Genomic DNA, 18407 nt, shown 5'->3' on the forward strand with positions numbered 1-18407 from the left:
ACGGAGGAATTCCCATGTCTGAACCCGTAACCGCTCTCACCGGCTGTCTTGCGCCGGATGTCGACGGGCTGGACCCGATCTCGAAAGAGGGGCTGGAGGCGCTGATCGCGTCCGGCAAGGCCAACCCGAAGGCGATCAAGACGCTGAAATGTAAAACCGTCGCGGAAGGCCGCTTCCGTCACGCCAACTACATCCGCGATCTCGAACCCTACATCGTGGACGAGCCGCCGGGGCTTCTGGGCGACGACACCGCGCCGAACCCGTCCGAGGCCTCTCTGGCCGCTCTGGGTTCCTGTGTGGCCGTGGGTCTCCACGCCAACGCCATCGCCCGCGGTATCAAGATCAAAAAGCTCGAGCTGTCTCTTGAAGGCGATCTGAACATCACCGCCGTCTGGGGCACGGGCGACGTGTCCGAGAAGCCCGTCGGCTTTACCGATGTGCGCATCAAGGTCGATATGGAAGCCGATTGTCCGCAAGAGGAAATCGACGCCCTGATCACCCATGTCACGCAATGGTCGCCGGTGTTCAACACCTTCTCGCGCCCTGTGAACATGATCGCCGAAAGCGTCTGACGCATCCGGGGGCCGTCCGAGAGACGCGCATAGGGCGGCCCCTGCCTTTTTCGAAACCCAACCTCTGGAGAGATGAGATGAACGTCGCCACCTCCCTCACGGCTTACGATTTCGATGAGATCGACCGTATTTCCCGCGAAGATCTCGCTAGCATCGTCCAAAAGATTGACGACGAACGGATCTACGCCGAAGACATCATGCGCGCATACGGCAAGGCCGGCGCTTACGGCACTCATGTGGGCGGGATCGACGGCAATGTCGATCTGACCTCTGCGGTTCTGTCCATGGCGCGGACCTCTGAGGAATGCCTCTCAACCGGCTTCTGTGTCTGGTGTCAGGACACGCTGGCTTGGTATATTTCTTCGTCCGACAACGAGTTCCTGAAAACCGAGATCCTGCCGAAGGTGATCAAGGGCGAAGCCCTTGGCGGCACTGGTATGTCCAACCCGATGAAGGCCATGGGCGAGATCGAAAAGATGCGCCTCAAAGGCACGAAGGTCGAGGGCGGGTACACCGTCAAGGGCCTCTTGCCTTGGGTCTCCAACCTCGTTGAAGACGGTTATTTCGGCACGATGTTCCATGTGGATGTCGAGGGCGAAGAGGCCCCGAAACGTGTCATGGCGATTTTCCATGCGGGGTGGGAGGGGATCAAGCTCAAGCTCGATCACGACTTCGTCGCCATGGGTGGCACCGCCACCTGCAACGTGCAGTGTCGCGATGTGTTCGTGCCGGATGAGTATATCCTCGGCGACCCGGCGATGGAGTTCGTCAAACGCATCCGCCCCGGCTTTACCATCCTGCAATGCGGCATGGCGGCGGGGATCATCAAGAATTGCATCGAGCTTATCGAACAGGTCGAGGCGCCTCTGGGCCATGTGAACCAGTATCTCGACAAACAGGCCTCCGATCTGCGCGCCGAGTATGACGCGCTGGTGGCCGAGGTCTTGGAGCTGTGTAAAACGCCCTATGACCTGTCCGATGCCTTCTACCTGCGTGTGCTCAAGGCGCGTTTGCGCGGCGGCGAGTTGGCCATGGAGACCGCGCATTGGGCGCAGCTTCACATGGGGGCGCGTGGATACGTCACCAACGGTGCCGCGCAACGCCGCCTGCGCGAGGCCTATTTCGTCGGCATCGTCACCCCCGCGACCAAGCACCTCAAAATGCTGATCGCGCAAATGGAAGGCTAAGCCTTTCCCTCAGGGGGAGAGGTCTCCCCCCCCAATAAACAAAACCCAACTCACTCACCCTCAAACGGAACAACAGGGAGCCGACAGATGGATTCTGCGCTTATTACTCCGACCGATTTGAAGACCCTCGCCGAAGCCGATCTCGCCGTCATCATCGACACGCGCGATCCCGAAAGTTTCGCCGCCGGACATATCCCCGGGGCGGTGAACATGCATGACATCTTCACCTTCCTCGCCACCTCCGACGCCTCCGGTATGGCCGCGCTGAAGGACAAATTCGCCGCCGAATTCGGGGCCGCCGGTCTCGATGGCGAGAAAACCGCGGTGATCTACGAGGCGGCGATGGACGGGGGCTTTGGCCAGTCCTGCCGGGGCTTCTACCTGTTGTCCTTCCTGGGCTACCCGAAGGTCAAAGTGCTGCACGGGGGTTTTGCCGCCTGGACCGCCGATGCCTTCGCGGTCTCGACCGTTGCCGTGGCTCCCACGCCTGCAAGCTTTGCCATCGACGAGGCCGCAGGGGCGATCATGATGGATGCGGACGACATGAAAGCTGCCATTGCAGACCCCAATGCGGTGATCCTCGACGTGCGCGACATCGACGAATGGATCGGTACGTCCTCCTCGCCCTATGGCGTCGATTTCTGCCCGCGCAAGGGTCGCATCCCCGGCGCTGTCTGGATCGAATGGTACCGGATGATGAAACCGTCCGCCCATGGCAAGATGATGAAGTCGAAAGAAGAAGTGCTCGCCGAATGCGCAACCGTGGGCATCACGCCCGACACGCCGGTGAAACTCTACTGCTTCAAAGGCGCGCGCGTTTCGAACACCTTCCTCGCCCTCAAAGAGGCCGGGATCAAGGATGTCGCGATCTATTTCGGGTCTTGGAATGAATGGTCGCGCGACATGACCCTGCCGATCGAAACCGGCTTTCCCTTTCAGGCCTAATTGGCCCGAGCCCTTCTAACATCTGACATTACGGAGAAAAACACATGACCACCCGTGCAGAACTCACCGAGAAAATCGTCGCCCACAAGGTGTTCAACGACATCAAATGGGTCGATGTGGCCAAATCGGTCGGCCAGTCAAAAGAATGGACCACCGCCGCGCTGATGGGGCAGATTTCCCTCACGAAAGACCAGATCGCCAAGGTCGACAACGCCATGGGGATCAATTTCTCGGATGAGGAAGTCGCGCTTCTGATGACCGTGCCTTACCGCGGCTCGCTGCCGACCGCCGTTCCGACCGATCCGCTGATCTATCGCCTCTACGAGGTGGTGAACGTCTACGGCACCACAATGAAAGCGCTGATCGAAGAGGAATTCGGCGACGGCATCATGTCGGCCATCGACTTCACCATGGACATTTCCCGCACTGCCGACCCGAAGGGCGACCGTGTGAAGATCGTGCTCGACGGTAAATTCCTCGGCTACAAAACCTTCTGATCTTTGCTGGGCGCGGGGTCTTCTCGCGCCCTTAAGGCGTTTTTCGTTTAATCTGAAACAGATTGAGCGAAAAACGTTGCCTCACCGCTTTGATGTTGCGGCGTTTCTCAAAATTGAGTGCCTCAAGTTTTTGAGAAACGCTTTATTCTGTCTAAGGAAAAGTTATGACGCATATCGCCGTGATTGGAGCGGGGCAGGCCGGGTCTGCGCTGGCCGCCAAACTGCGGGCTTTGGGCTATGAGGGGCAATTGACTCTCATCGGCGCGGAACCTGTGCCGCCCTATCAACGCCCGCCTTTGTCCAAGAAATACATGTCCGGGGAGATGGAACTTGAGCGGTTGTTCCTGCGGCCTGAGAGTTCCTACTCGGAGCAGGGGATCGAGCTTGTGACTGGCACGCGGGTGACGGGCATTGATCCTGAGGCGATGGTGATCACGCTTGCGGACGGGACCGAGATGCCGGTCGATCAGATCGCGCTCACCACCGGGGCCGATCCGATTTGCCTGCCGCCTGCGATGGGCGGCTATGAAGCCGGGATTTACACCATGCGCTCGCTTGCGGATGCGGACGCCATGGCGCATGAATTCACCCCCGGACGGCGCGTGTTGATCGTCGGCGGCGGTTATATCGGGCTGGAGGCGGCGGCGGTTGCCGCACTCAAGGGGCTTGAGGTCACGCTGGTCGAAATGGCGCCGCGCATTCTGGCACGTGTAGCCTCGAAAGAGACCGCTGACTGGATCAAGGCGCTCCATAAATCACATGGCGTCGACATTCGCGAGGGTTGTGGTCTTGAGCGGCTGACCAAAACCGAGATGGGATTTTCCGCCGACCTGACGGATTGTGCGGGGCTGGAGGTCGATTTCGTGATCTGCGGCATCGGCGTGCGGCCCGGAACGGCGCTGGCGGAGAGGACGGGGGTCGAGATCGACAACGGCATCAAAGTGGACGAGTTTGGCCGAACCTCGCACCCCAAGATTTTTGCGGCGGGCGATTGTGCCTCCTTCCCGTGGAAAGGCGCGCGCATCCGGCTAGAGAGCGTGCCGAACGCCATCGAACAGGCGGAGGCGACGGCGGCCAGCATGCTGGGCCAAGGTGCGCCCTATGTGGCGAAACCGTGGTTCTGGTCGGATCAATATGACGTCAAACTGCAAATCGCCGGGTTGAATACGGGCTTTGACGATGTTGTGGTGCGCCCCGGCGACAAACCGGGGACGCAAAGTCATTGGTATTTCAAAGGGGCGGAACTGCTCGCGGTTGATGCGATGAACGACCCGCGCGCCTATATGCAGGGCAAGCGCTGGATCGAGGCCGGACAATCGCCGGAGAAAGCCGCCTTGGCAGACTCCGGCGTGCCTCTGAAATCCGTGCCGGTGATGAGCGTGGAACCCGCCTGACTGCAGAGCCGGGCGGGGTCAAACCTCGCCCGAATGCACCAGATCGTCGTAGATCTTTTCTAGCTCGGCTTTGTGTTCTGCTTCCTCCTTGGCGAGAAAGACAAACGCGTCTTTCAGCGGGCCTTCAGGCGCGGTTTCGGCCAGTTCGGTATATTGCTCCATTGCTGCATTCTCGCGCCAGAGCGCGTATTGCAACACGGCCTGATCGTCCGGCGCTTCGCCCAGATCGGGGGTGTGCACGCAATCGGAGAATTTGGTGTCGGCACTCGGACGGTCGATCTTTTGCGACATCACCTCCGAGACTTTCGGATCGTTGGACAGTTTGGTGAACAGATCGACGTGGCCCTGTTCCTCCTCGGCCAGTTCTTCGACCAGCCAGCGGAAGTTCTTCGATACTTTCGGGGCGAGCGCGGTGTAGAAATCGCGTGCCACCACTTCGAATTGTGTGGCCGTGGTCATGATCTCGCGCACCGTGGTCACGTCGCGCAGTTTTTCCTTGTTGGCTTCACTCATTGCACGGTCCTCCCGGCTTGCAGATACAGGTTGATACTAGCGGCGATCCGGTGCCCGTCTGCCACCGCGTTGATCACGTCCGGCCCGTTGACCGCATCGCCCCCGGCCCAGAGCCAGGGCTCGGAGGTCCGGCCCGCTGCATCGGTTTTCAGATAGCCGCGGTTCCATTCCAGCGCTTCGGTCAGCGCTTCCCCCAGAAGCGAGATATCGGCTTGCTGGCCCGTTGCCTCAACGACCATGCCGGCGGCGAGCACGACGTTGTCCTGCTCATAACTCGGATCGAACCGGCCTTTTTCGTCCCAACGGGGCACCACTTGCCAGGTCCGCAAACCGCAGACACAACCGGCATTCTCACCATCCTCATGCAGGGTCATCTCCTGCGGCGCGCGCAGTTCGATGATTTCGACGCCTTCTTCCAGCGCTTCTTCGATCTCTTCGGGATCGGCGCGGAACATGGAGATGTCTTTCCGCGCACAGACCGTGGTGCCGACCTGACCGTATTTCTGTTTCTGCAACCGTGCCATGGTGCGGGCGATGTCCATCGCCACGTTCCCGGCGCCGATGATCACGGCCTGTTCGGGGACAGGGATTTCTTTGCCCTCGGTCACACGGCGCAACAGGTCGATGGCATTTTCCGCCCCCGGCGCGTCACAGCCCGGAATGCGGGTCGAGCGGCTGGATTGCAGACCGATGGCCATGACCACCGCATCGTAATCGCGTTTGAGATCGTCCATCAGGACATCGGTGCCGACGCGGGTATGCGTGCGGATTTCGACGCCCATGTCGCGGATGACCGCAATGTCGCGATCCAACGCATCATAGGGCAGGCGGTATTCCGGGATGCCGTGGCGCATCATGCCGCCGGGTTCATCGAGCGCCTCGAAGACCACGACCTTATGCCCGGAGCGTGCCAGATCGTAAGCGGCGGTCAGACCGCCGGGACCGGCCCCGATCACCGCCACCGATTGACCGCTTTCCGGCACATCCGGTTTCTTGATCAGCTCAAGCCGGTGCTCCAGCGGCACCTCGTCGATGATATGGCGTTTGAGCCAGCGGATGGCGATCGGGTCGCCTTCATGCACGGCGGCGCAGGTTTCCTCGCATTTGTGGGTGCAAACGCGGCCACAGACCTCCGAGAACGGGTTGGTTTCATAGAGAAGTTCGACGCCCCGGTCGTAATCCCCGTCGCGCACGGCGGCGATGTAATTGGGGATGTCCATATGGGCCGGACAGGTGGAGACACAGAGCCCGCATTCGACGCAGCGGTCGGCTTCGGCCATGGCCTCGGCGCGCGCGTAGCCATGGATCATCTCGGCGAAACTGTCGATCCGCACTTCGGGCTCCATGGTCGGCATGTCGATCCGGTCGACGCCGGTGAGATGGCGGATATTGTCATCGCGGTGATAGCCTTTTTCCGCATCGTCCCAGGATGTCTTGTCGACCCCGGGGATGAATCGGAAGGCGTTCGGGTCGCTGTCCACCCATGTGTATGCGTTCGACATGGTGAGCGAGCTGGTCATGCAGACATCGACGCAGAGCGCGCACCAGCAACAGCGGCCATAGTCGATCATCGGTCTCAGTCCGCTGTCGCCGTTTTGGGGGTCGGAGACCGGCACCATGTCGATGGCGGCGTTCTGACAGATCGCCTCGCAGGAGCCGCATCCGATGCAGCTGTCCATGTCGTTCTGGTGAAAGCCCCGGTAGCGGTCGGCGGCTTCGCGGGTGAACGGGTCTTTGATGGTGACCGGGTCGCTGATCACGTGTTTCCACGCGGTGAAGGGGGAGAGTGCGTCACGCAATGACATGTCGGTTACCTCTCGATCTCGGGTGGATAGGTGTGCAGCGACACCATGAGGGCCGCGACGTCGGAAATATTGGTGCCGGGGATCAGGTGCTCCAAAAGCGCCATGGCATGGGTGTAGCTCGGCCCCCGGACATTGATCCGGCGCGGATAGCCGGAGCCGTCGGTCACCAGATAATAGCCGAACTCACCGCGCGAGCTTTCGCCCTTGATATAGGTCTCGCCACGCGGGATTTTCCAGTGAAGCACATTCGGCAGCTTGCTCATTACCGGGCCGGTTTTCGGCATTTTTTCAAGGATTTGCCGGATGAGGCGAATGCTTTCATGCAGGTCTCTATAGCGCACCATGGTGCGGGCGTAGATGTCGGATTTCGTCTCCGTGTGGACGGTGAAATCGAGCTGATCATAGACAAGGTAAGGACTGTCTTTGCGCAGGTCTTTCGCGACACCACCCGCGCGCGCATTGGGGCCGGTGACGCCGTAGCGCTCGAACAGCGCTGGATCGATCACGCCCACGCCCTGCGTCCGGGTTTTGAAGACGGAGCTGTGGAACATAAGATTCTCGGAATCCGCGAGGTATTTCTCGGCGATCTGAAGCACCTCTTCCATCCGCGCCTCAAAGCCCTCGGGCAGATGCCCGCGCACGCCGCCCGGCAGGATGAACATGTGATAGACCCGCGCGCCGGTGAGTTCCTCGAACCGATCCAGCATCAGGTCGCGCACATAGGTCAGCCATTGCCCGACAACGCCAAGCCCCAGCGCGCCGGAGATGCCGCCCATCGCCATCATGTAGCTGTTGAAGCGGCCCATTTCGAGAATGAGCGTTCTGATCCAGTTGGCCAGCTCCGGCACTTCGATGCCCGCCAGTTCCTCGACGGCGGCGGCGTAGCAATATTCGTTGAAATCCGGCTCCGGCACGCAGACGCGACAGACGATGGGAAAGACCTGAATGAAGGTGCGGCGCTCCATGAGTTTCTCGAAACCCCGGTGCAGATAGCCGACATGGGTCTTGCCCTCGACCACCTCATCGCCGCAGACGGTGAGTTCGACCGACATATTGCCGGTGATACCGGGGTGGTTGGGGCCGTGCCAGAGTTTCAGATATTTGCCGGTCTCAAGATCGATTTCAAGCTTGCCGTCCGGGCCGGGCTGGGGATATTGCGAGCGGTCGGGTTGGAAGGAAAACATCACTCGGCCTCCTTCAGGTAAGTCGGGTAAAGCGCTTTCTTCATGTGATCGCGCGGATCATGGGTCTTGCGGCCGGGCAGGTCGTTATAGGTCTGCTGGCTATAGGCGAGACTGTCGAAATCGCGCCGATAGGGAGGCAGGTCGGTCCAGCCCTCCAGGATGAATTCTTCGTCGACGCGGGGGCTGCCGGGGAAGTCGATGCCGAACATCTCGTTCAGTTCCCGTTGATAGGTCGCAGCCGTCGGCCAGAGATCGTGGATCGTGTCGGCCTTGGTGGCGCCCGGCTCGTCCTCGCGTTCCAACATGACCCGAAGGCCCAGCGTCAGATTGGCCTCGCGGTTGTTGATCAGATAGGTGAGTTGAAACAGCCGCTCTTCGAGCCAGTCGACGGCGGTCAGAAGCACCAGATGGGTGAAGCCCTCCACGTCGCGCAATTCCGTGAGAATGGCGCGCAGCTCATCGCGTTTGACGGTTACGAAACACAGGTCATCGCGCTGGAACGTCGGCGTTCCGAAGTGGTAGCGGTCTTTGAGGCGGTATAGAATATCTCTCATCGTGCTCACCAATTGTAATCCGGCATGTCCCAGTCCTTGATCACGGCTTTTTGGTTGGCCTTGTAGCGATCGAAGTTCTCGGCATAGTCATTCGCGCCCTCGGCCTTGCCGGAGCGGATGCGTTTTTTCAACTCCATGAACCCGTGCAGCAAAGCCTCCGGCCGGGGCATGCAGCCCGCGACATACATGTCGACAGGCAGGTAATCGTCGAGCCGTTTGATCGTGTTGTAGCTGTCCCAATACATGCCGCCGTTGATCGTACAGGAGCCAAGCCCCATGACATATTTCGGCTGCGGCATCTGCTCATAGGCGCGGATCGCGCGTTTGAGGGTCTTTACGGACAGATAGCCGGAGATCACCAGAAGGTTGGCTTGGCGCGGTGTGGGCCGCCATTGAATGCCATAGCGATAGGCATCGAAGCGCGGCGTCATCAGCGGGCGCATCTCGATCGCGCCGCAACCGGTGCCAAAGCCGAGAATCCAGAGCGAATTGGACCGCGCCCAGTTATAGAAATCCTCAACGATTTTCGAATAGGCTTTCGGATGCACTTTCGGCCGCGCGTCACAGAAGTAATCGCGCAGAGGCTCGATCTCGATGGTCTGACCGTCGGGCGTGGTGACCGTGCGCGGTTTCAACTCCTCGCGCATCGGGACGGGGTCAGTGTTCTTGCGGAACTTGTCGTCTACGTCTTTCATGAGATTACACCATCACAATGGCGAGGACGCCGATGGGCAGCCCCCATTTGAGGAAGAAACGGATGCTCTGTTCGACCCGGAACCGTGGATGGACGACGCCGATCACGACGGAGATCATGTAGAGGCAGAACACTTTGATCGCGAACTCGGCCCAAGACGTGGCCCCGCCGAAAAACAGGTTCATGTAGATCACTGTTTTGGCGACCGGGAAGAGCACACGGTTGGTTTGCATGAGAGCAAGGTAGGACGAGTGATATTCGGTCGGCGGGCCGATCGGGATTTCCTGCGGTGCCATGGCGACATCGAAGGGCGAACGCATCATGGTGCCGACGAATGCGATCATGGCGGCCACGGTGGCGACCGGGTTGGTGAACAACGTCCAGTTGAAGATGGAGCCTTGCTGGGCGGCAACGATTTCGGTGATGTCGAGGGTCTGATATTGCAGCGAGAGGGCATAGACACTCAAGGCCAGAGGAAGTTCGGCCATGGTGACCTGAGCGAGGCCCCGAGAGACGCCGATGGCGCTATGCGGATGGCCGCTTTCGCCCGCGCCCAAGGCCATGCCCAGCGTGCCGAAGAACACGAAGTACAAAGCCAGGATCAGATCGCCCGCGTAGGAGAAGTTCTGATGCCATTCGGAGCCGTAGATCGTCGGCACGAACATCAGAAGGCCCACGCCGCCGGTCAACCGGAAGACCGGCCCGAGGTAATACATCACGCCATGGGAGATTTTCGAGCGCAGCGCGATGTTCTTGAGCAAGTCGACATAGTTCTGCCAGACCGGGATGCCGTAGCGCCCGCCGACCCGCGCGCCGATTTTGCGCACAACGGCGGTCATCACCATGCCGTAGTTGATCACGATGAAGAGGGTGAGGAGCGCGTAGAGCACTTGAACCCATTGGAAATTCGGGAAGTCGATCATGACGAGGCTCCCATGCTGATCAGGTAAACGGCAATGACGAACAGGAGAAGCTGCACCGCATAGGTCTGGCCATTGCCGGTGTAGAGCTTACGGCTGAACTCGGCGGTGCCATGGAGCGCGTTCGACACGCCGGTCCAAAAGCTCGTGGACACGGGCATCTCAAGGAAACCCATGGCCTTGCGATAGGGCGCAAAGAAGTTCCAGGCGAAATGGGTGGTTTCCGGCCGGAACGGGCGCTCTGCCGAGAACACGATGTTGAACTGTTTCACGCGCTGGGCGTTGTGGTTCATCCAGATCAACAGGCCCAGAACGCTAAAGAACACCACGATGATCACGCCCCAAATCGCCACCGGGTTCCATGTGCCGAATTGGCTGTCGATGATCCGCCCCGTCCAGACCAAAGGCCGGTCGCCGAAGAGCGTGCCGATATAGCCATCGACGCGCTGGAGGATCATGCCGGGCAGGGCGGCAAAGGCGATCAGGAAGGCCACGAAAATCATCTGCGGCAGGAGGATCCAGAACGGCGCTTCTTTCACTTTGCGCAGCTCGTCTTTCGGCTGGCCGAGGAAGATCGTGTGGATCAGCCGGAAGAGATAGAGAAAGCCCACGGGACCCGCCATGAAGATCAGGAGCATCGGCAGGCGCAGATTGGTCGACATGATCGCATTGTAGAACAGCCAGCGCCCGCCAAAGCCCGACAGCGGCGGCACGCCCGACATGGCGATGATGCCGACAAGCACGGAGACAAAGCTATATGGCATGAGGGTGATCAGCCCGCCCATTTTATACATGAGTTTGGTGTGGGTGCGTTCTTTCACGCCGCCGACGGCGAGGAAGAGCATGCTCTTATAGACGAAATGGTTGATCGCGAACATCATGGCCAGAAGCCAGCCGAGATGGTTCATCAGAGCGAGACCGAAAAGCGCATAGCCCATCTGGGAGATCGAGCTATAGGCCAGAAGCCGTTTGGCGTCTTCTTGGAAGGCCGCCAAAACCGCGCCGATGAAGGCGGAGATGGCACCCAGCCAGACCAGAACGACCGTGAGGTCTACGCCGTAAAGCTCTTGCCGGCCCATCTCCATCAGCAACACGAAGAGCCCGAAGAGACCGGCCTTGAGCAAGATACCGGAGACCATCGGCGAGACGTCCGTCTCGGCCTCGGCATGGGCGCCTGGAAGCCAGATGTGCAGCCCCATGGTGGCCGTTTTCGTCAGGAACCCCGCCGCCAGCAGGGCAAAGACATAGGGCGCAAGCTCGGGGGTCACTTCGGAGAGGTCTTCGAGATAGAAGGTGTAATGGCCTTCCGCCGCGATGGCGAAGCCTGCGAACAGGGCAAAGGCGCCGCCTAAGGAGAAGGTGATATAAGAGAGCGCATGGGGTTCGCTGTTAGCCCCGCGCAGGATCAGGAAATAGCTGCCGACGGTGAGGAATTCCCAGGCCGCGAAGAACTGAAAACTGGTGGTCGAGGTGACCAGAAGCGCCATGCCGGCGAACATCAGCATCGCGGGTGTGTAGAACCCCATGCGACGGCCCTTGGCGTGGAAGGAGGCCAAAAGCAAAAGTGCGCCGCCCAGAACCATGATGGTCAGGAAGATCATCCGCAGCGGATCGAGCCCGCCAGTCGAGGTGACGTACCAGACCACCAGCCCGGCAATCGCGATCACGTTTTTGATCCGCGCGGGCAGGATGTCGAGCGGCAGGAACAGAAGCGCAAAGAGGAAAGGTACAACTGTCACCAGATTGTCGAAGCCTGACAGGGGCCCCCAGACAAAGCTCAAAACCCAACCCGCCGTCATGGCGATCAGAACGACGGTTTCATGGCTGAGGTTATAGGCGAGCGGGAGGGTGGCTTCGCGTTTGATCGCCATGCCGAACCAGCGAAACAGCACGGCGGCTTCAATGAGCGCCGCGATCAGGAAGATCGCCATCAGCGGGTAGTCGGCATAGTCCGCCATGGCATGGACCAGCGTCCATTTGGCATAGAAGGCGGGGAAGGGCGGCAGGCCCGAGAGCATGGCGATGAATGTGGCAAAGGCCACGACCAGAACCGGGTTCTGTCGCAGCGCTGCCCAATCGGTGAGCTGCCGCGCTTTGACCATGCCGGAAAGCCAGAACAACCCGGCCTTGGCGATGGCATGCGAGATCAACAGACCACCCGCGACATAATACAGCCCCACGCCCCAGTCGTAGCCATAGCCCACGACCATGAGCACAAGCCCGATCTGGCCGACGGAGGAATAGCCCAGAAGGCGGCGGTCGTGATCCTGAGCCAGCGCAAGGACATTCGCGCCGACGAAGGTGACAAGACCGATGCCGGTCGCAAGCGGCGCCCAATCGGGACCGGCGGCCTCGAAAAGTTTCAGAACGGCAAAGAGCGTGGCCGTGCCGGAGGCGGCGGAGAACAGCGCGGAGAAACCGGGATGGGCGGATTCGTAAATGTCCAGGGCCCAGCCATTGGCGGGGAAGGGTTTGAGTTCGAGGATCAGCGCGATCAGAACGAGGAACATCGCCAGCGAAGCCCCGGTGAAGCCCATCGGTGTGGCGGCGATGTCGTCGATATTGAGCGAGGCATTGGCGTGATAGGTAAAGATCACGCCGACCAGAAGCAGGATCGAGATGACCTGCGACACGATCAGATATTTGAACCCGGCCCCCAGCGCGCGGGTGTCCTGCGACAGCAGAACCAGCCCGGCGGAGGCGATGACGATCAGTTCGATGAAGACGAAAAGGTTGAACAGATCGCGCGTCATGATCAGGCCCGACAGCGCCATGATCAGCACCAGAAGAACCGCCATGGACTGCCGCCCGAGCCGCATGAGATCGCGGCGCATGAAGACGGCGGACAGGAGCCCGGTGAGGGCGACAACGGAGGCAAGGGTTGCCTCCGGCAGGCCTATGCGCAGATTGATCGCAAAGGGCGGGCGGGCGCCTGCGGTATAGATGTCAACGGGTTGCGCCTGTCCGAGTGCCAGAGAGACGGTCCAGGACAGGGCCACGAAGCTCATGAAGCCAAGCGCGGCCACGGTGATGTGAAAGGCCATGCGCTCAGAGGTGTTGCGCAGAAGCCCGAGGAGGAAGGCCGTGCCTAGGCCAGCCGCGAGGATCAGAAGAGGGCTTACCATTTCAGCTCCGTAAACTCAGAGATGTCGAGGCTGCCGCGGGCGCGAAACAGCCGGTAGGCATAGGCGAGCATCAAGGCGGTGACGCCGAGGCCGATGACGATGGCGGTAAGGACAAGCGCCTGCGGCACCGGGTCGGTGATGCGGTTCGTGGCCTCCGAGACGGGGATGGTGTCGAGGATCGGGGCCTCGCGTCCGGGCAGGTAGCCGACGGCTACGAGCACCACGTTGACGCCGGTGTCGGCGATGGTGAAGCTGACGATCATGCGGAGGATGTCGCGGTTCGTCAAAGCGCCGTAAAGCCCGAGAAGGATGAGCAAAAATCCGGTCGCAAGGGAGATTTGAACGAGGCTCATTGCGCGTCCTCCGTTGCTTCGAGCGAAGTCAGGATGGAGGAAAACTCCGCACCGACCTTGAGGCCGATCAGGGCATAGATCAGCGGGATGGCTCCGGCCGAAAGGATCGAACCGAAGCTGCCCAAAGGCAGGATGCGGTTGTCCAGAAAGCCTCCGACGAAGAGCATGCCGAGAAGACCGAGGATCACATAGGTGAGGCCCGCGAAGCTTTCGATGCGGGAGATCAAGCGGTGCGAGAAGCGCTGGGCCGGGTCGGACAACAGCATCAGAAGCATGGCCGAGGCCACAATCGCGCCGCCCTGGAAGCCGCCGCCGGGGGTCAGATGGCCGTTGAGGAAGACATAAGCGCCGAAGAGCAGGATCACGGGGACGAGCATCCGTGTGCCGGTCGTGAGCAATTCGCCCGAGGGCAGAAAACCGGAGCCGGAGCGGCCTTTCGGTGCTTTAGAATGTGCCAGAACCAGCCCGACGATGGCGGCGGTCAGGAACAGGACCGTGACCTCGCCCAGCGTGTCGAGGCCGCGATAGGTGACGATGATCGCCGTCACCACGTTCTGCGCGCCGGTCTCGGCGACGGTTTGGGTGGCGTAATAGCTGGCGGTGCGGTTGAGGCTTTCGTCCGGCGTATAGCCTGCGAAGAGCGTGTAAAACACGGTGCCCAAGAGGAGCAAAAGCACAAGCGGGATGGCTTTTCTTGTGGTGAAACCGGTCATTTCGCGCCCTCCCGGCGGATGCGCCCCAGAACGAAGAAGAAGAGGAAGGTGGTGAGGCCCGAGCCGATGGCGGCCTCTGTCATGGCCACATCGGGGGCGGCGAGAAGCAGGAAGATCACCGAGGCAAAGAGCGACACGAGGCCAGCCGACAGGACTGCGACCACGGTCGAGCGGGTCAAAAGCGCGATGACGGCCGCGCCCAGAGTGGCTGCGGCCAGAAGGGCGGCCATAAGGGTCAGAAGCGTCATGCCAGATCCTCCGCATCGTCCGCGAGCGCGTCTTTGGAGGCCACGGGCGCGACACCGGTCAGTTGGGCGGCGCGATGCGCGGCACGGGCCAGAACCTGCGAGCTCAGCGGGTTGGTGAACATGAGAAACAACGTGATCAGCAGCAGCTTGACGGACCACGCGGGGGCAATCAAAGCCGCGCCCAGAAGCACGAGAGGCGTGCCTAGAGTGGTCGCTTTGGTCCCGGCCTGAATGCGGTTGTAGACATCGGGCATGCGGACGAGGCCCAGACCGCCCAGGGCCAGAAACAGGGTGCCGCCCAAGAGAACCAGCGCGCCCAATGTGTCGAGAAAGCCGGACAGGATCATTCTTCGCCTCCTTCCAGATAGCGGGCGGCGATGATGACGCCGAGGAAGGACAGGAGCGCATAGACCAGCGCCACGTCGAGATAGATCGACCGGCCCGTGATCAGCGCCGCCAAAACGATGCCGGTGATGGAAATGATGGTGAGCGCGTCAAAGGCGACGACCCGGTCGGTGGCACGGGGGCCTTTGACGAACCGCCATGCGGCGAGACCAAAGGCCACGGTAGCGACGAAGGCCGCCAGTGTCAGGAGGATGTCAGCCATACATTTTCTCCAGATAACGTTCGAAGCCCGCGACGATCTCTTGCGTGGCGGTCTTGATGTCGGTGTCTTTGGCGACGACCCAATGGACGTAAAGGTGATCGCCCTCGATCTCGCAGGTCAGCGTGCCCGGCGTCAGCGTGATCGCATTGGCGAGCAAAAGCCGTCCGACCGGATCGGTGAGCCTGGTGCGCACTTTCACGATGGCGGGGGCGATGGGGAGCGACGGGGTGAGGACCAGCCGGGCAAGCGCCAGATTGGCCTTCACCAACTCCTTGAGGAAAGTGCCGATGAACAGAAACGCCGCGCCGATCCCGGCGGGCGTCAGGTTGAAGCCGGAGAGAAAGGACAGGTCGCGGGCGAAGAAGATGGCGATGCCCCCCGCGACGATCACGCCAGTGACAAGGGTCGCGGGGGAGAGGGAGCCGTTCAGCATCAGCCAGAACAGCAGAAGCGTCGCGAAAAGCCGTGTCGCCAGCCGTCTGAGCGGCGGGGTGGTCGGGCCCGGTAGGGAAATGTCCGTGTCGCTCATGAAAGCGGCCTCCGAATGGGGCAAACCTTCTCCACCCGGTGTCGCGGGGCTGCGACCGGTGCGATCCGAAAACATGGCGTGTTGCAGACAGACCATGACGTGGGAGGAGTGTTCGCGCTGTCCTGCGGCGGTTAGACCACATATTCAAAGCTCTTAATTTGACTTCGGACAAAGAAATGCGGTTTTTTGCCCCCGGAGAGGTGTTTTCGGACGGTTTTTTCGCTCTGCCTGTCGGCATCGGTTTTCATGGGCGTCGGGATCGCTTAGGAAAAATGCAACTGGCGCGGTTGCGCCTGAGAAGAGAAAGGCTGCCCCATGACATTCCCTGCGATTCTGATCTCCGCGCCCTATTTTTCCGAGGACGAAAAGGCCCGGATCGAGGCAGTCGGATCAGCGGTTCTGGTCGGAACGCCCGAGGCGCGCGCGGCCATGCCGGAGGCGGAGCGTCTGGCGATCCGGGCGATTGCCAACAAGGGGCACAAGCCGATCGACGGGGCGACGATGGACCTGTTTCCGAACCTCAAGGTGATTGCGCAATTCGGTGTGGGCTATGACAAGATCGACGTGGCGGCGGCGACCGCACGGGGTATCACTGTGACCAACACACCGGATGTGCTCAACGAGGATGTGGCCGATCTTGCGCTGGCAATGATGCTGGCGTGGTCGCGGGAGATCGTGCGGGGCGATGCCTGGGTGCGGGGGGGGACATGGGCCTCTGGCAAGGAATTGCCGCTCAATCGCAAGATGTCCGGTGCCACCGTGGGCATCGCGGGCATGGGCCGGATCGGGCGCGCCATCGCGGATCGGTGCGCGGGCTTTGGCATGCAGGTACATTACACCTCGCGCAGAGAAAAAGGCACGCCGGAGGGCTGGACCTACCATGGCGAGGATGTGGTGTCGCTGGCGAAAGCTGTCGAGTGGATGGTCGTGGCGGTCGTCGGCGGAGAGACGACCAAGGGCTACCTGTCCCGCGCGGCGATTGACGCCCTCGGACCGCGTGGCGTGGTGATCAACATCGCGCGCGGCACCTGTCTCGACGAGGAGGCCTTGATCGAAGCGCTGGAGGCGGGCCGGATTGCGGGGGCGGGGCTCGATGTGTTCTACAACGAGCCCAATGTCGATGCGCGTCTGATCGCGCTCCCGAATGTCTTGTTGCAACCGCATCAGGCCTCGTCGACGGTGGAAACCCGTCGTGACATGTCGATTGCGCAATGCGCCAATCTCAAAGCCTATTTTGACGGGGAACCTTTTCCCTCTGCGGTGAATTGATCCTGAGGGCGCGGCTTGACGGCAACGCTTCCGACCATTTCCCCGGACCATGAGGTGGGGCGAGGGAAGAGGTTTGACTGGGGCAACAGAACAGGCAAAACATATAAAACATAAGGGGTAAGACCGGGTATGACGATCACGAAAGGAACAGATCGGATGAAACATCTTCTGGTGCTTGGCGGGCTTCTGGCCTTGGCGGGCTGCGCGACGCCGATGCCGAAAACGACGGCGGACGGATTTTTGACGGAGGTGCCGGAGGCTGTGATCGCGCTGGCCGCGCCCTATCAGAATCTCTCCGCCGTGCAACTCAACCCGGCGGATGGCTGCTATTGGTATTCGCATGAAGGCCCGGTCGAGAACACGATGCTGCCGCTGCGCGCCGAGGATGGCCGCGTGATCTGTGCGCAGGCTCCGGAGACGCTTGAGACGGCGATGTGATCTGGTTGGCTCAGGGCTGAAATGCCTCGTACATAAAGAAAAGGCGGTGGAGTTCTCCACCGCCTCTTTTGTTGTCGGGTCGTGACGCTGACAATCAGCTCGTCGCAGTCACGTAATGTTCGGCCGGGTAAAGATGCGCCACCGAACCGGTGTCGACGCGCTCGTAGAGGTCGATGACATGGGCCATGACCATGCGCACACAGCCGGAGCTGGCCCGCGTGCCGATGGAGCGCGGGTAGGGCGTGCCGTGGATGCGCAGGTAGGTGTCGCGATTGCCGACATAGAGGTACAGCGCGCGCGAGCCGAGCGCGTTGCGCGGCCCCGGCTCCATACCGTTTGCGTATTGCGCATAAATCTCCGGCTCGCGCTTGATCATGTTGGCGGTCGGCGTCCAGGTCGGCCATTTCGCCTTGCGTTTGATCGTATAGGTCCCCGGCGTGTAAAGCCCGTCGCGCCCGATGGCCACGCCATAGCGCATCGCAGTGCCGCCCTCTTCGACGAGGTAGAGATAGCGCGCCACGGCATCGACATGGATGTCGCCCGGCGTCAGACCGGATTTCGCCTCGACCCGGCGCGGCAGGAAGCGGGTGTGAAGCCCCCAGGGGTTGGTGGTTTCGAGATCGAACCCGGCGGGTGTCACCTGCGCGTCCCAGCTCTCCCAGTCGGCCTTTCCAGCCGCCATCGCGGGCGTCGCCGCCACCGTTCCGAGCGCGGTTGCAGAAAACAGCGCGGTGGAGGTCTGGATGAAATGGCGGCGTGTCAACATGGCAGGGTCCTTTTTAAGACATGTCTTGGGCGGAAGGGCAGCATTCCGTATCTGCCCATACCTAGGGGAAACCCGTGAAAACGCAAGTTGTTCC

Annotated in this window: 21 protein-coding genes; 7 read left to right on the top strand and 14 right to left on the bottom strand. The window is 60.9% G+C overall.

Going from position 1 to position 18407, the window contains the following annotated elements; all coding sequences use genetic code 11:
- Positions 1 to 14 precede the first annotated feature (14 nt).
- The 5 genes from V1475_RS11265 (at position 15) to V1475_RS11285 (ending at position 4595) form a co-directional block, all read left to right on the top strand.
- Positions 15 to 572, top strand: a complete 558-nt coding sequence (locus tag V1475_RS11265) for an OsmC family protein (protein ID WP_479412819.1) — start codon at positions 15 to 17, stop codon at positions 570 to 572.
- 77 nt (positions 573 to 649) lie between these two features.
- Complete coding sequence (locus tag V1475_RS11270; protein ID WP_479412820.1) at positions 650 to 1759, top strand: acyl-CoA dehydrogenase family protein; 1110 nt, start codon at positions 650 to 652, stop codon at positions 1757 to 1759.
- Between the two features lie 87 nt (positions 1760 to 1846).
- The gene (locus V1475_RS11275) at positions 1847 to 2704 is read left to right on the top strand and encodes a sulfurtransferase (RefSeq protein ID WP_479412821.1); all 858 of its coding nucleotides are present in this window, start codon (positions 1847 to 1849) and stop codon (positions 2702 to 2704) included.
- 44 nt (positions 2705 to 2748) lie between these two features.
- Positions 2749 to 3201 carry a cyanase gene (gene cynS / locus V1475_RS11280; RefSeq protein WP_479412822.1) on the top strand — a complete coding sequence of 151 codons (453 nt, stop codon included), beginning with the start codon at positions 2749 to 2751 and terminating at the stop codon, positions 3199 to 3201.
- A 164-nt stretch (positions 3202 to 3365) separates the two neighbouring features.
- The gene (locus V1475_RS11285; RefSeq protein WP_479412823.1) at positions 3366 to 4595 is read left to right on the top strand and encodes an NAD(P)/FAD-dependent oxidoreductase; all 1230 of its coding nucleotides are present in this window, start codon (positions 3366 to 3368) and stop codon (positions 4593 to 4595) included.
- Positions 4596 to 4613: 18 nt separating this feature from the next.
- On the opposite strand, the gene V1475_RS11290 is transcribed toward V1475_RS11285, so the two are convergent.
- The 13 genes from V1475_RS11290 to V1475_RS11350 are packed head-to-tail and all read right to left on the bottom strand — an operon-like array spanning position 4614 to position 15840.
- Complete coding sequence (locus V1475_RS11290; RefSeq protein ID WP_479412824.1) at positions 4614 to 5108, bottom strand: ferritin family protein; 495 nt, start codon at positions 5106 to 5108, stop codon at positions 4614 to 4616.
- Positions 5105 to 6913, bottom strand: a complete 1809-nt coding sequence (locus V1475_RS11295; protein ID WP_479412825.1) for an FAD-dependent oxidoreductase — start codon at positions 6911 to 6913, stop codon at positions 5105 to 5107. Before V1475_RS11295 ends, V1475_RS11290 begins: the two co-directional genes overlap by 4 nt.
- Positions 6914 to 6918: 5 nt before the next feature.
- Positions 6919 to 8097, bottom strand: coding sequence for an NADH-quinone oxidoreductase subunit D (locus V1475_RS11300; RefSeq protein ID WP_479412826.1), 1179 nt, complete (start codon positions 8095 to 8097; stop codon positions 6919 to 6921).
- Positions 8097 to 8651, bottom strand: coding sequence for an NADH-quinone oxidoreductase subunit C (locus tag V1475_RS11305; protein WP_479412827.1), 555 nt, complete (start codon positions 8649 to 8651; stop codon positions 8097 to 8099). The genes V1475_RS11300 and V1475_RS11305 overlap by 1 nt, the downstream gene beginning before the upstream one ends.
- Positions 8652 to 8656: 5 nt before the next feature.
- Positions 8657 to 9346: an NADH-quinone oxidoreductase subunit B gene (locus V1475_RS11310; RefSeq protein ID WP_434287711.1), complete on the bottom strand. Its 690-nt coding sequence runs from the start codon at positions 9344 to 9346 to the stop codon at positions 8657 to 8659.
- A gap of 4 nt (positions 9347 to 9350) precedes the next feature.
- Complete coding sequence (locus V1475_RS11315) at positions 9351 to 10268, bottom strand: respiratory chain complex I subunit 1 family protein (RefSeq protein ID WP_479412828.1); 918 nt, start codon at positions 10266 to 10268, stop codon at positions 9351 to 9353.
- Positions 10265 to 13390: a proton-conducting transporter transmembrane domain-containing protein gene (locus V1475_RS11320; RefSeq protein WP_479412829.1), complete on the bottom strand. Its 3126-nt coding sequence runs from the start codon at positions 13388 to 13390 to the stop codon at positions 10265 to 10267. Before V1475_RS11320 ends, V1475_RS11315 begins: the two co-directional genes overlap by 4 nt.
- Positions 13384 to 13743, bottom strand: a complete 360-nt coding sequence (locus tag V1475_RS11325; protein ID WP_479412830.1) for a sodium:proton antiporter — start codon at positions 13741 to 13743, stop codon at positions 13384 to 13386. The genes V1475_RS11320 and V1475_RS11325 overlap by 7 nt, the downstream gene beginning before the upstream one ends.
- A complete protein-coding gene (locus V1475_RS11330) occupies positions 13740 to 14456 on the bottom strand; it encodes a Na(+)/H(+) antiporter subunit B (RefSeq protein ID WP_479412831.1) in 717 nt (238 codons plus the stop codon). The genes V1475_RS11325 and V1475_RS11330 overlap by 4 nt, the downstream gene beginning before the upstream one ends.
- Positions 14453 to 14704, bottom strand: a complete 252-nt coding sequence (locus tag V1475_RS11335) for a hydrogenase subunit MbhD domain-containing protein (RefSeq protein WP_479412832.1) — start codon at positions 14702 to 14704, stop codon at positions 14453 to 14455. Before V1475_RS11335 ends, V1475_RS11330 begins: the two co-directional genes overlap by 4 nt.
- Positions 14701 to 15051: a monovalent cation/H(+) antiporter subunit G gene (gene mnhG / locus V1475_RS11340; protein WP_479412833.1), complete on the bottom strand. Its 351-nt coding sequence runs from the start codon at positions 15049 to 15051 to the stop codon at positions 14701 to 14703. Before mnhG ends, V1475_RS11335 begins: the two co-directional genes overlap by 4 nt.
- The gene (locus V1475_RS11345) at positions 15048 to 15311 is read right to left on the bottom strand and encodes an MrpF/PhaF family protein (protein WP_479412834.1); all 264 of its coding nucleotides are present in this window, start codon (positions 15309 to 15311) and stop codon (positions 15048 to 15050) included. Before V1475_RS11345 ends, mnhG begins: the two co-directional genes overlap by 4 nt.
- Positions 15304 to 15840: a Na+/H+ antiporter subunit E gene (locus tag V1475_RS11350; protein WP_479412835.1), complete on the bottom strand. Its 537-nt coding sequence runs from the start codon at positions 15838 to 15840 to the stop codon at positions 15304 to 15306. The genes V1475_RS11345 and V1475_RS11350 overlap by 8 nt, the downstream gene beginning before the upstream one ends.
- A gap of 315 nt (positions 15841 to 16155) precedes the next feature.
- Between V1475_RS11350 and V1475_RS11355 the strand changes: the two genes are divergently transcribed.
- The gene (locus V1475_RS11355) at positions 16156 to 17109 is read left to right on the top strand and encodes a 2-hydroxyacid dehydrogenase (protein ID WP_479412836.1); all 954 of its coding nucleotides are present in this window, start codon (positions 16156 to 16158) and stop codon (positions 17107 to 17109) included.
- A gap of 156 nt (positions 17110 to 17265) precedes the next feature.
- On the top strand, positions 17266 to 17547 hold the full coding sequence (locus tag V1475_RS11360; RefSeq protein ID WP_434287701.1) for a hypothetical protein: 282 nt from the start codon (positions 17266 to 17268) through the stop codon (positions 17545 to 17547).
- Positions 17548 to 17641: 94 nt separating this feature from the next.
- On the opposite strand, the gene V1475_RS11365 is transcribed toward V1475_RS11360, so the two are convergent.
- Positions 17642 to 18313, bottom strand: coding sequence for a L,D-transpeptidase (locus V1475_RS11365; protein WP_434287700.1), 672 nt, complete (start codon positions 18311 to 18313; stop codon positions 17642 to 17644).
- Positions 18314 to 18407 lie beyond the last annotated feature (94 nt).

Source organism: Celeribacter sp. SCSIO 80838 (assembly GCF_056498065.1).

What these genes read in the sequence shown, in the direction of transcription:
- V1475_RS11265 (WP_479412819.1), top strand. Translation starts at nt 15, where the DNA reads ATGTCTGAACCCGTAACCGCTCTCACCGGCTGTCTTGCGCCGGATGTC.
- V1475_RS11270 (WP_479412820.1), top strand. Translation starts at nt 650, where the DNA reads ATGAACGTCGCCACCTCCCTCACGGCTTACGATTTCGATGAGATCGAC.
- V1475_RS11275 (WP_479412821.1), top strand. Translation starts at nt 1,847, where the DNA reads ATGGATTCTGCGCTTATTACTCCGACCGATTTGAAGACCCTCGCCGAA.
- cynS (WP_479412822.1), top strand. Translation starts at nt 2,749, where the DNA reads ATGACCACCCGTGCAGAACTCACCGAGAAAATCGTCGCCCACAAGGTG.
- V1475_RS11285 (WP_479412823.1), top strand. Translation starts at nt 3,366, where the DNA reads ATGACGCATATCGCCGTGATTGGAGCGGGGCAGGCCGGGTCTGCGCTG.
- V1475_RS11290 (WP_479412824.1), bottom strand. Translation starts at nt 5,108, where the DNA reads ATGAGTGAAGCCAACAAGGAAAAACTGCGCGACGTGACCACGGTGCGC.
- V1475_RS11295 (WP_479412825.1), bottom strand. Translation starts at nt 6,913, where the DNA reads ATGTCATTGCGTGACGCACTCTCCCCCTTCACCGCGTGGAAACACGTG.
- V1475_RS11300 (WP_479412826.1), bottom strand. Translation starts at nt 8,097, where the DNA reads ATGTTTTCCTTCCAACCCGACCGCTCGCAATATCCCCAGCCCGGCCCG.
- V1475_RS11305 (WP_479412827.1), bottom strand. Translation starts at nt 8,651, where the DNA reads ATGAGAGATATTCTATACCGCCTCAAAGACCGCTACCACTTCGGAACG.
- V1475_RS11310 (WP_434287711.1), bottom strand. Translation starts at nt 9,346, where the DNA reads ATGAAAGACGTAGACGACAAGTTCCGCAAGAACACTGACCCCGTCCCG.
- V1475_RS11315 (WP_479412828.1), bottom strand. Translation starts at nt 10,268, where the DNA reads ATGATCGACTTCCCGAATTTCCAATGGGTTCAAGTGCTCTACGCGCTC.
- V1475_RS11320 (WP_479412829.1), bottom strand. Translation starts at nt 13,390, where the DNA reads ATGGTAAGCCCTCTTCTGATCCTCGCGGCTGGCCTAGGCACGGCCTTC.
- V1475_RS11325 (WP_479412830.1), bottom strand. Translation starts at nt 13,743, where the DNA reads ATGAGCCTCGTTCAAATCTCCCTTGCGACCGGATTTTTGCTCATCCTT.
- V1475_RS11330 (WP_479412831.1), bottom strand. Translation starts at nt 14,456, where the DNA reads ATGACCGGTTTCACCACAAGAAAAGCCATCCCGCTTGTGCTTTTGCTC.
- V1475_RS11335 (WP_479412832.1), bottom strand. Translation starts at nt 14,704, where the DNA reads ATGACGCTTCTGACCCTTATGGCCGCCCTTCTGGCCGCAGCCACTCTG.
- mnhG (WP_479412833.1), bottom strand. Translation starts at nt 15,051, where the DNA reads ATGATCCTGTCCGGCTTTCTCGACACATTGGGCGCGCTGGTTCTCTTG.
- V1475_RS11345 (WP_479412834.1), bottom strand. Translation starts at nt 15,311, where the DNA reads ATGGCTGACATCCTCCTGACACTGGCGGCCTTCGTCGCTACCGTGGCC.
- V1475_RS11350 (WP_479412835.1), bottom strand. Translation starts at nt 15,840, where the DNA reads ATGAGCGACACGGACATTTCCCTACCGGGCCCGACCACCCCGCCGCTC.
- V1475_RS11355 (WP_479412836.1), top strand. Translation starts at nt 16,156, where the DNA reads ATGACATTCCCTGCGATTCTGATCTCCGCGCCCTATTTTTCCGAGGAC.
- V1475_RS11360 (WP_434287701.1), top strand. Translation starts at nt 17,266, where the DNA reads ATGAAACATCTTCTGGTGCTTGGCGGGCTTCTGGCCTTGGCGGGCTGC.
- V1475_RS11365 (WP_434287700.1), bottom strand. Translation starts at nt 18,313, where the DNA reads ATGTTGACACGCCGCCATTTCATCCAGACCTCCACCGCGCTGTTTTCT.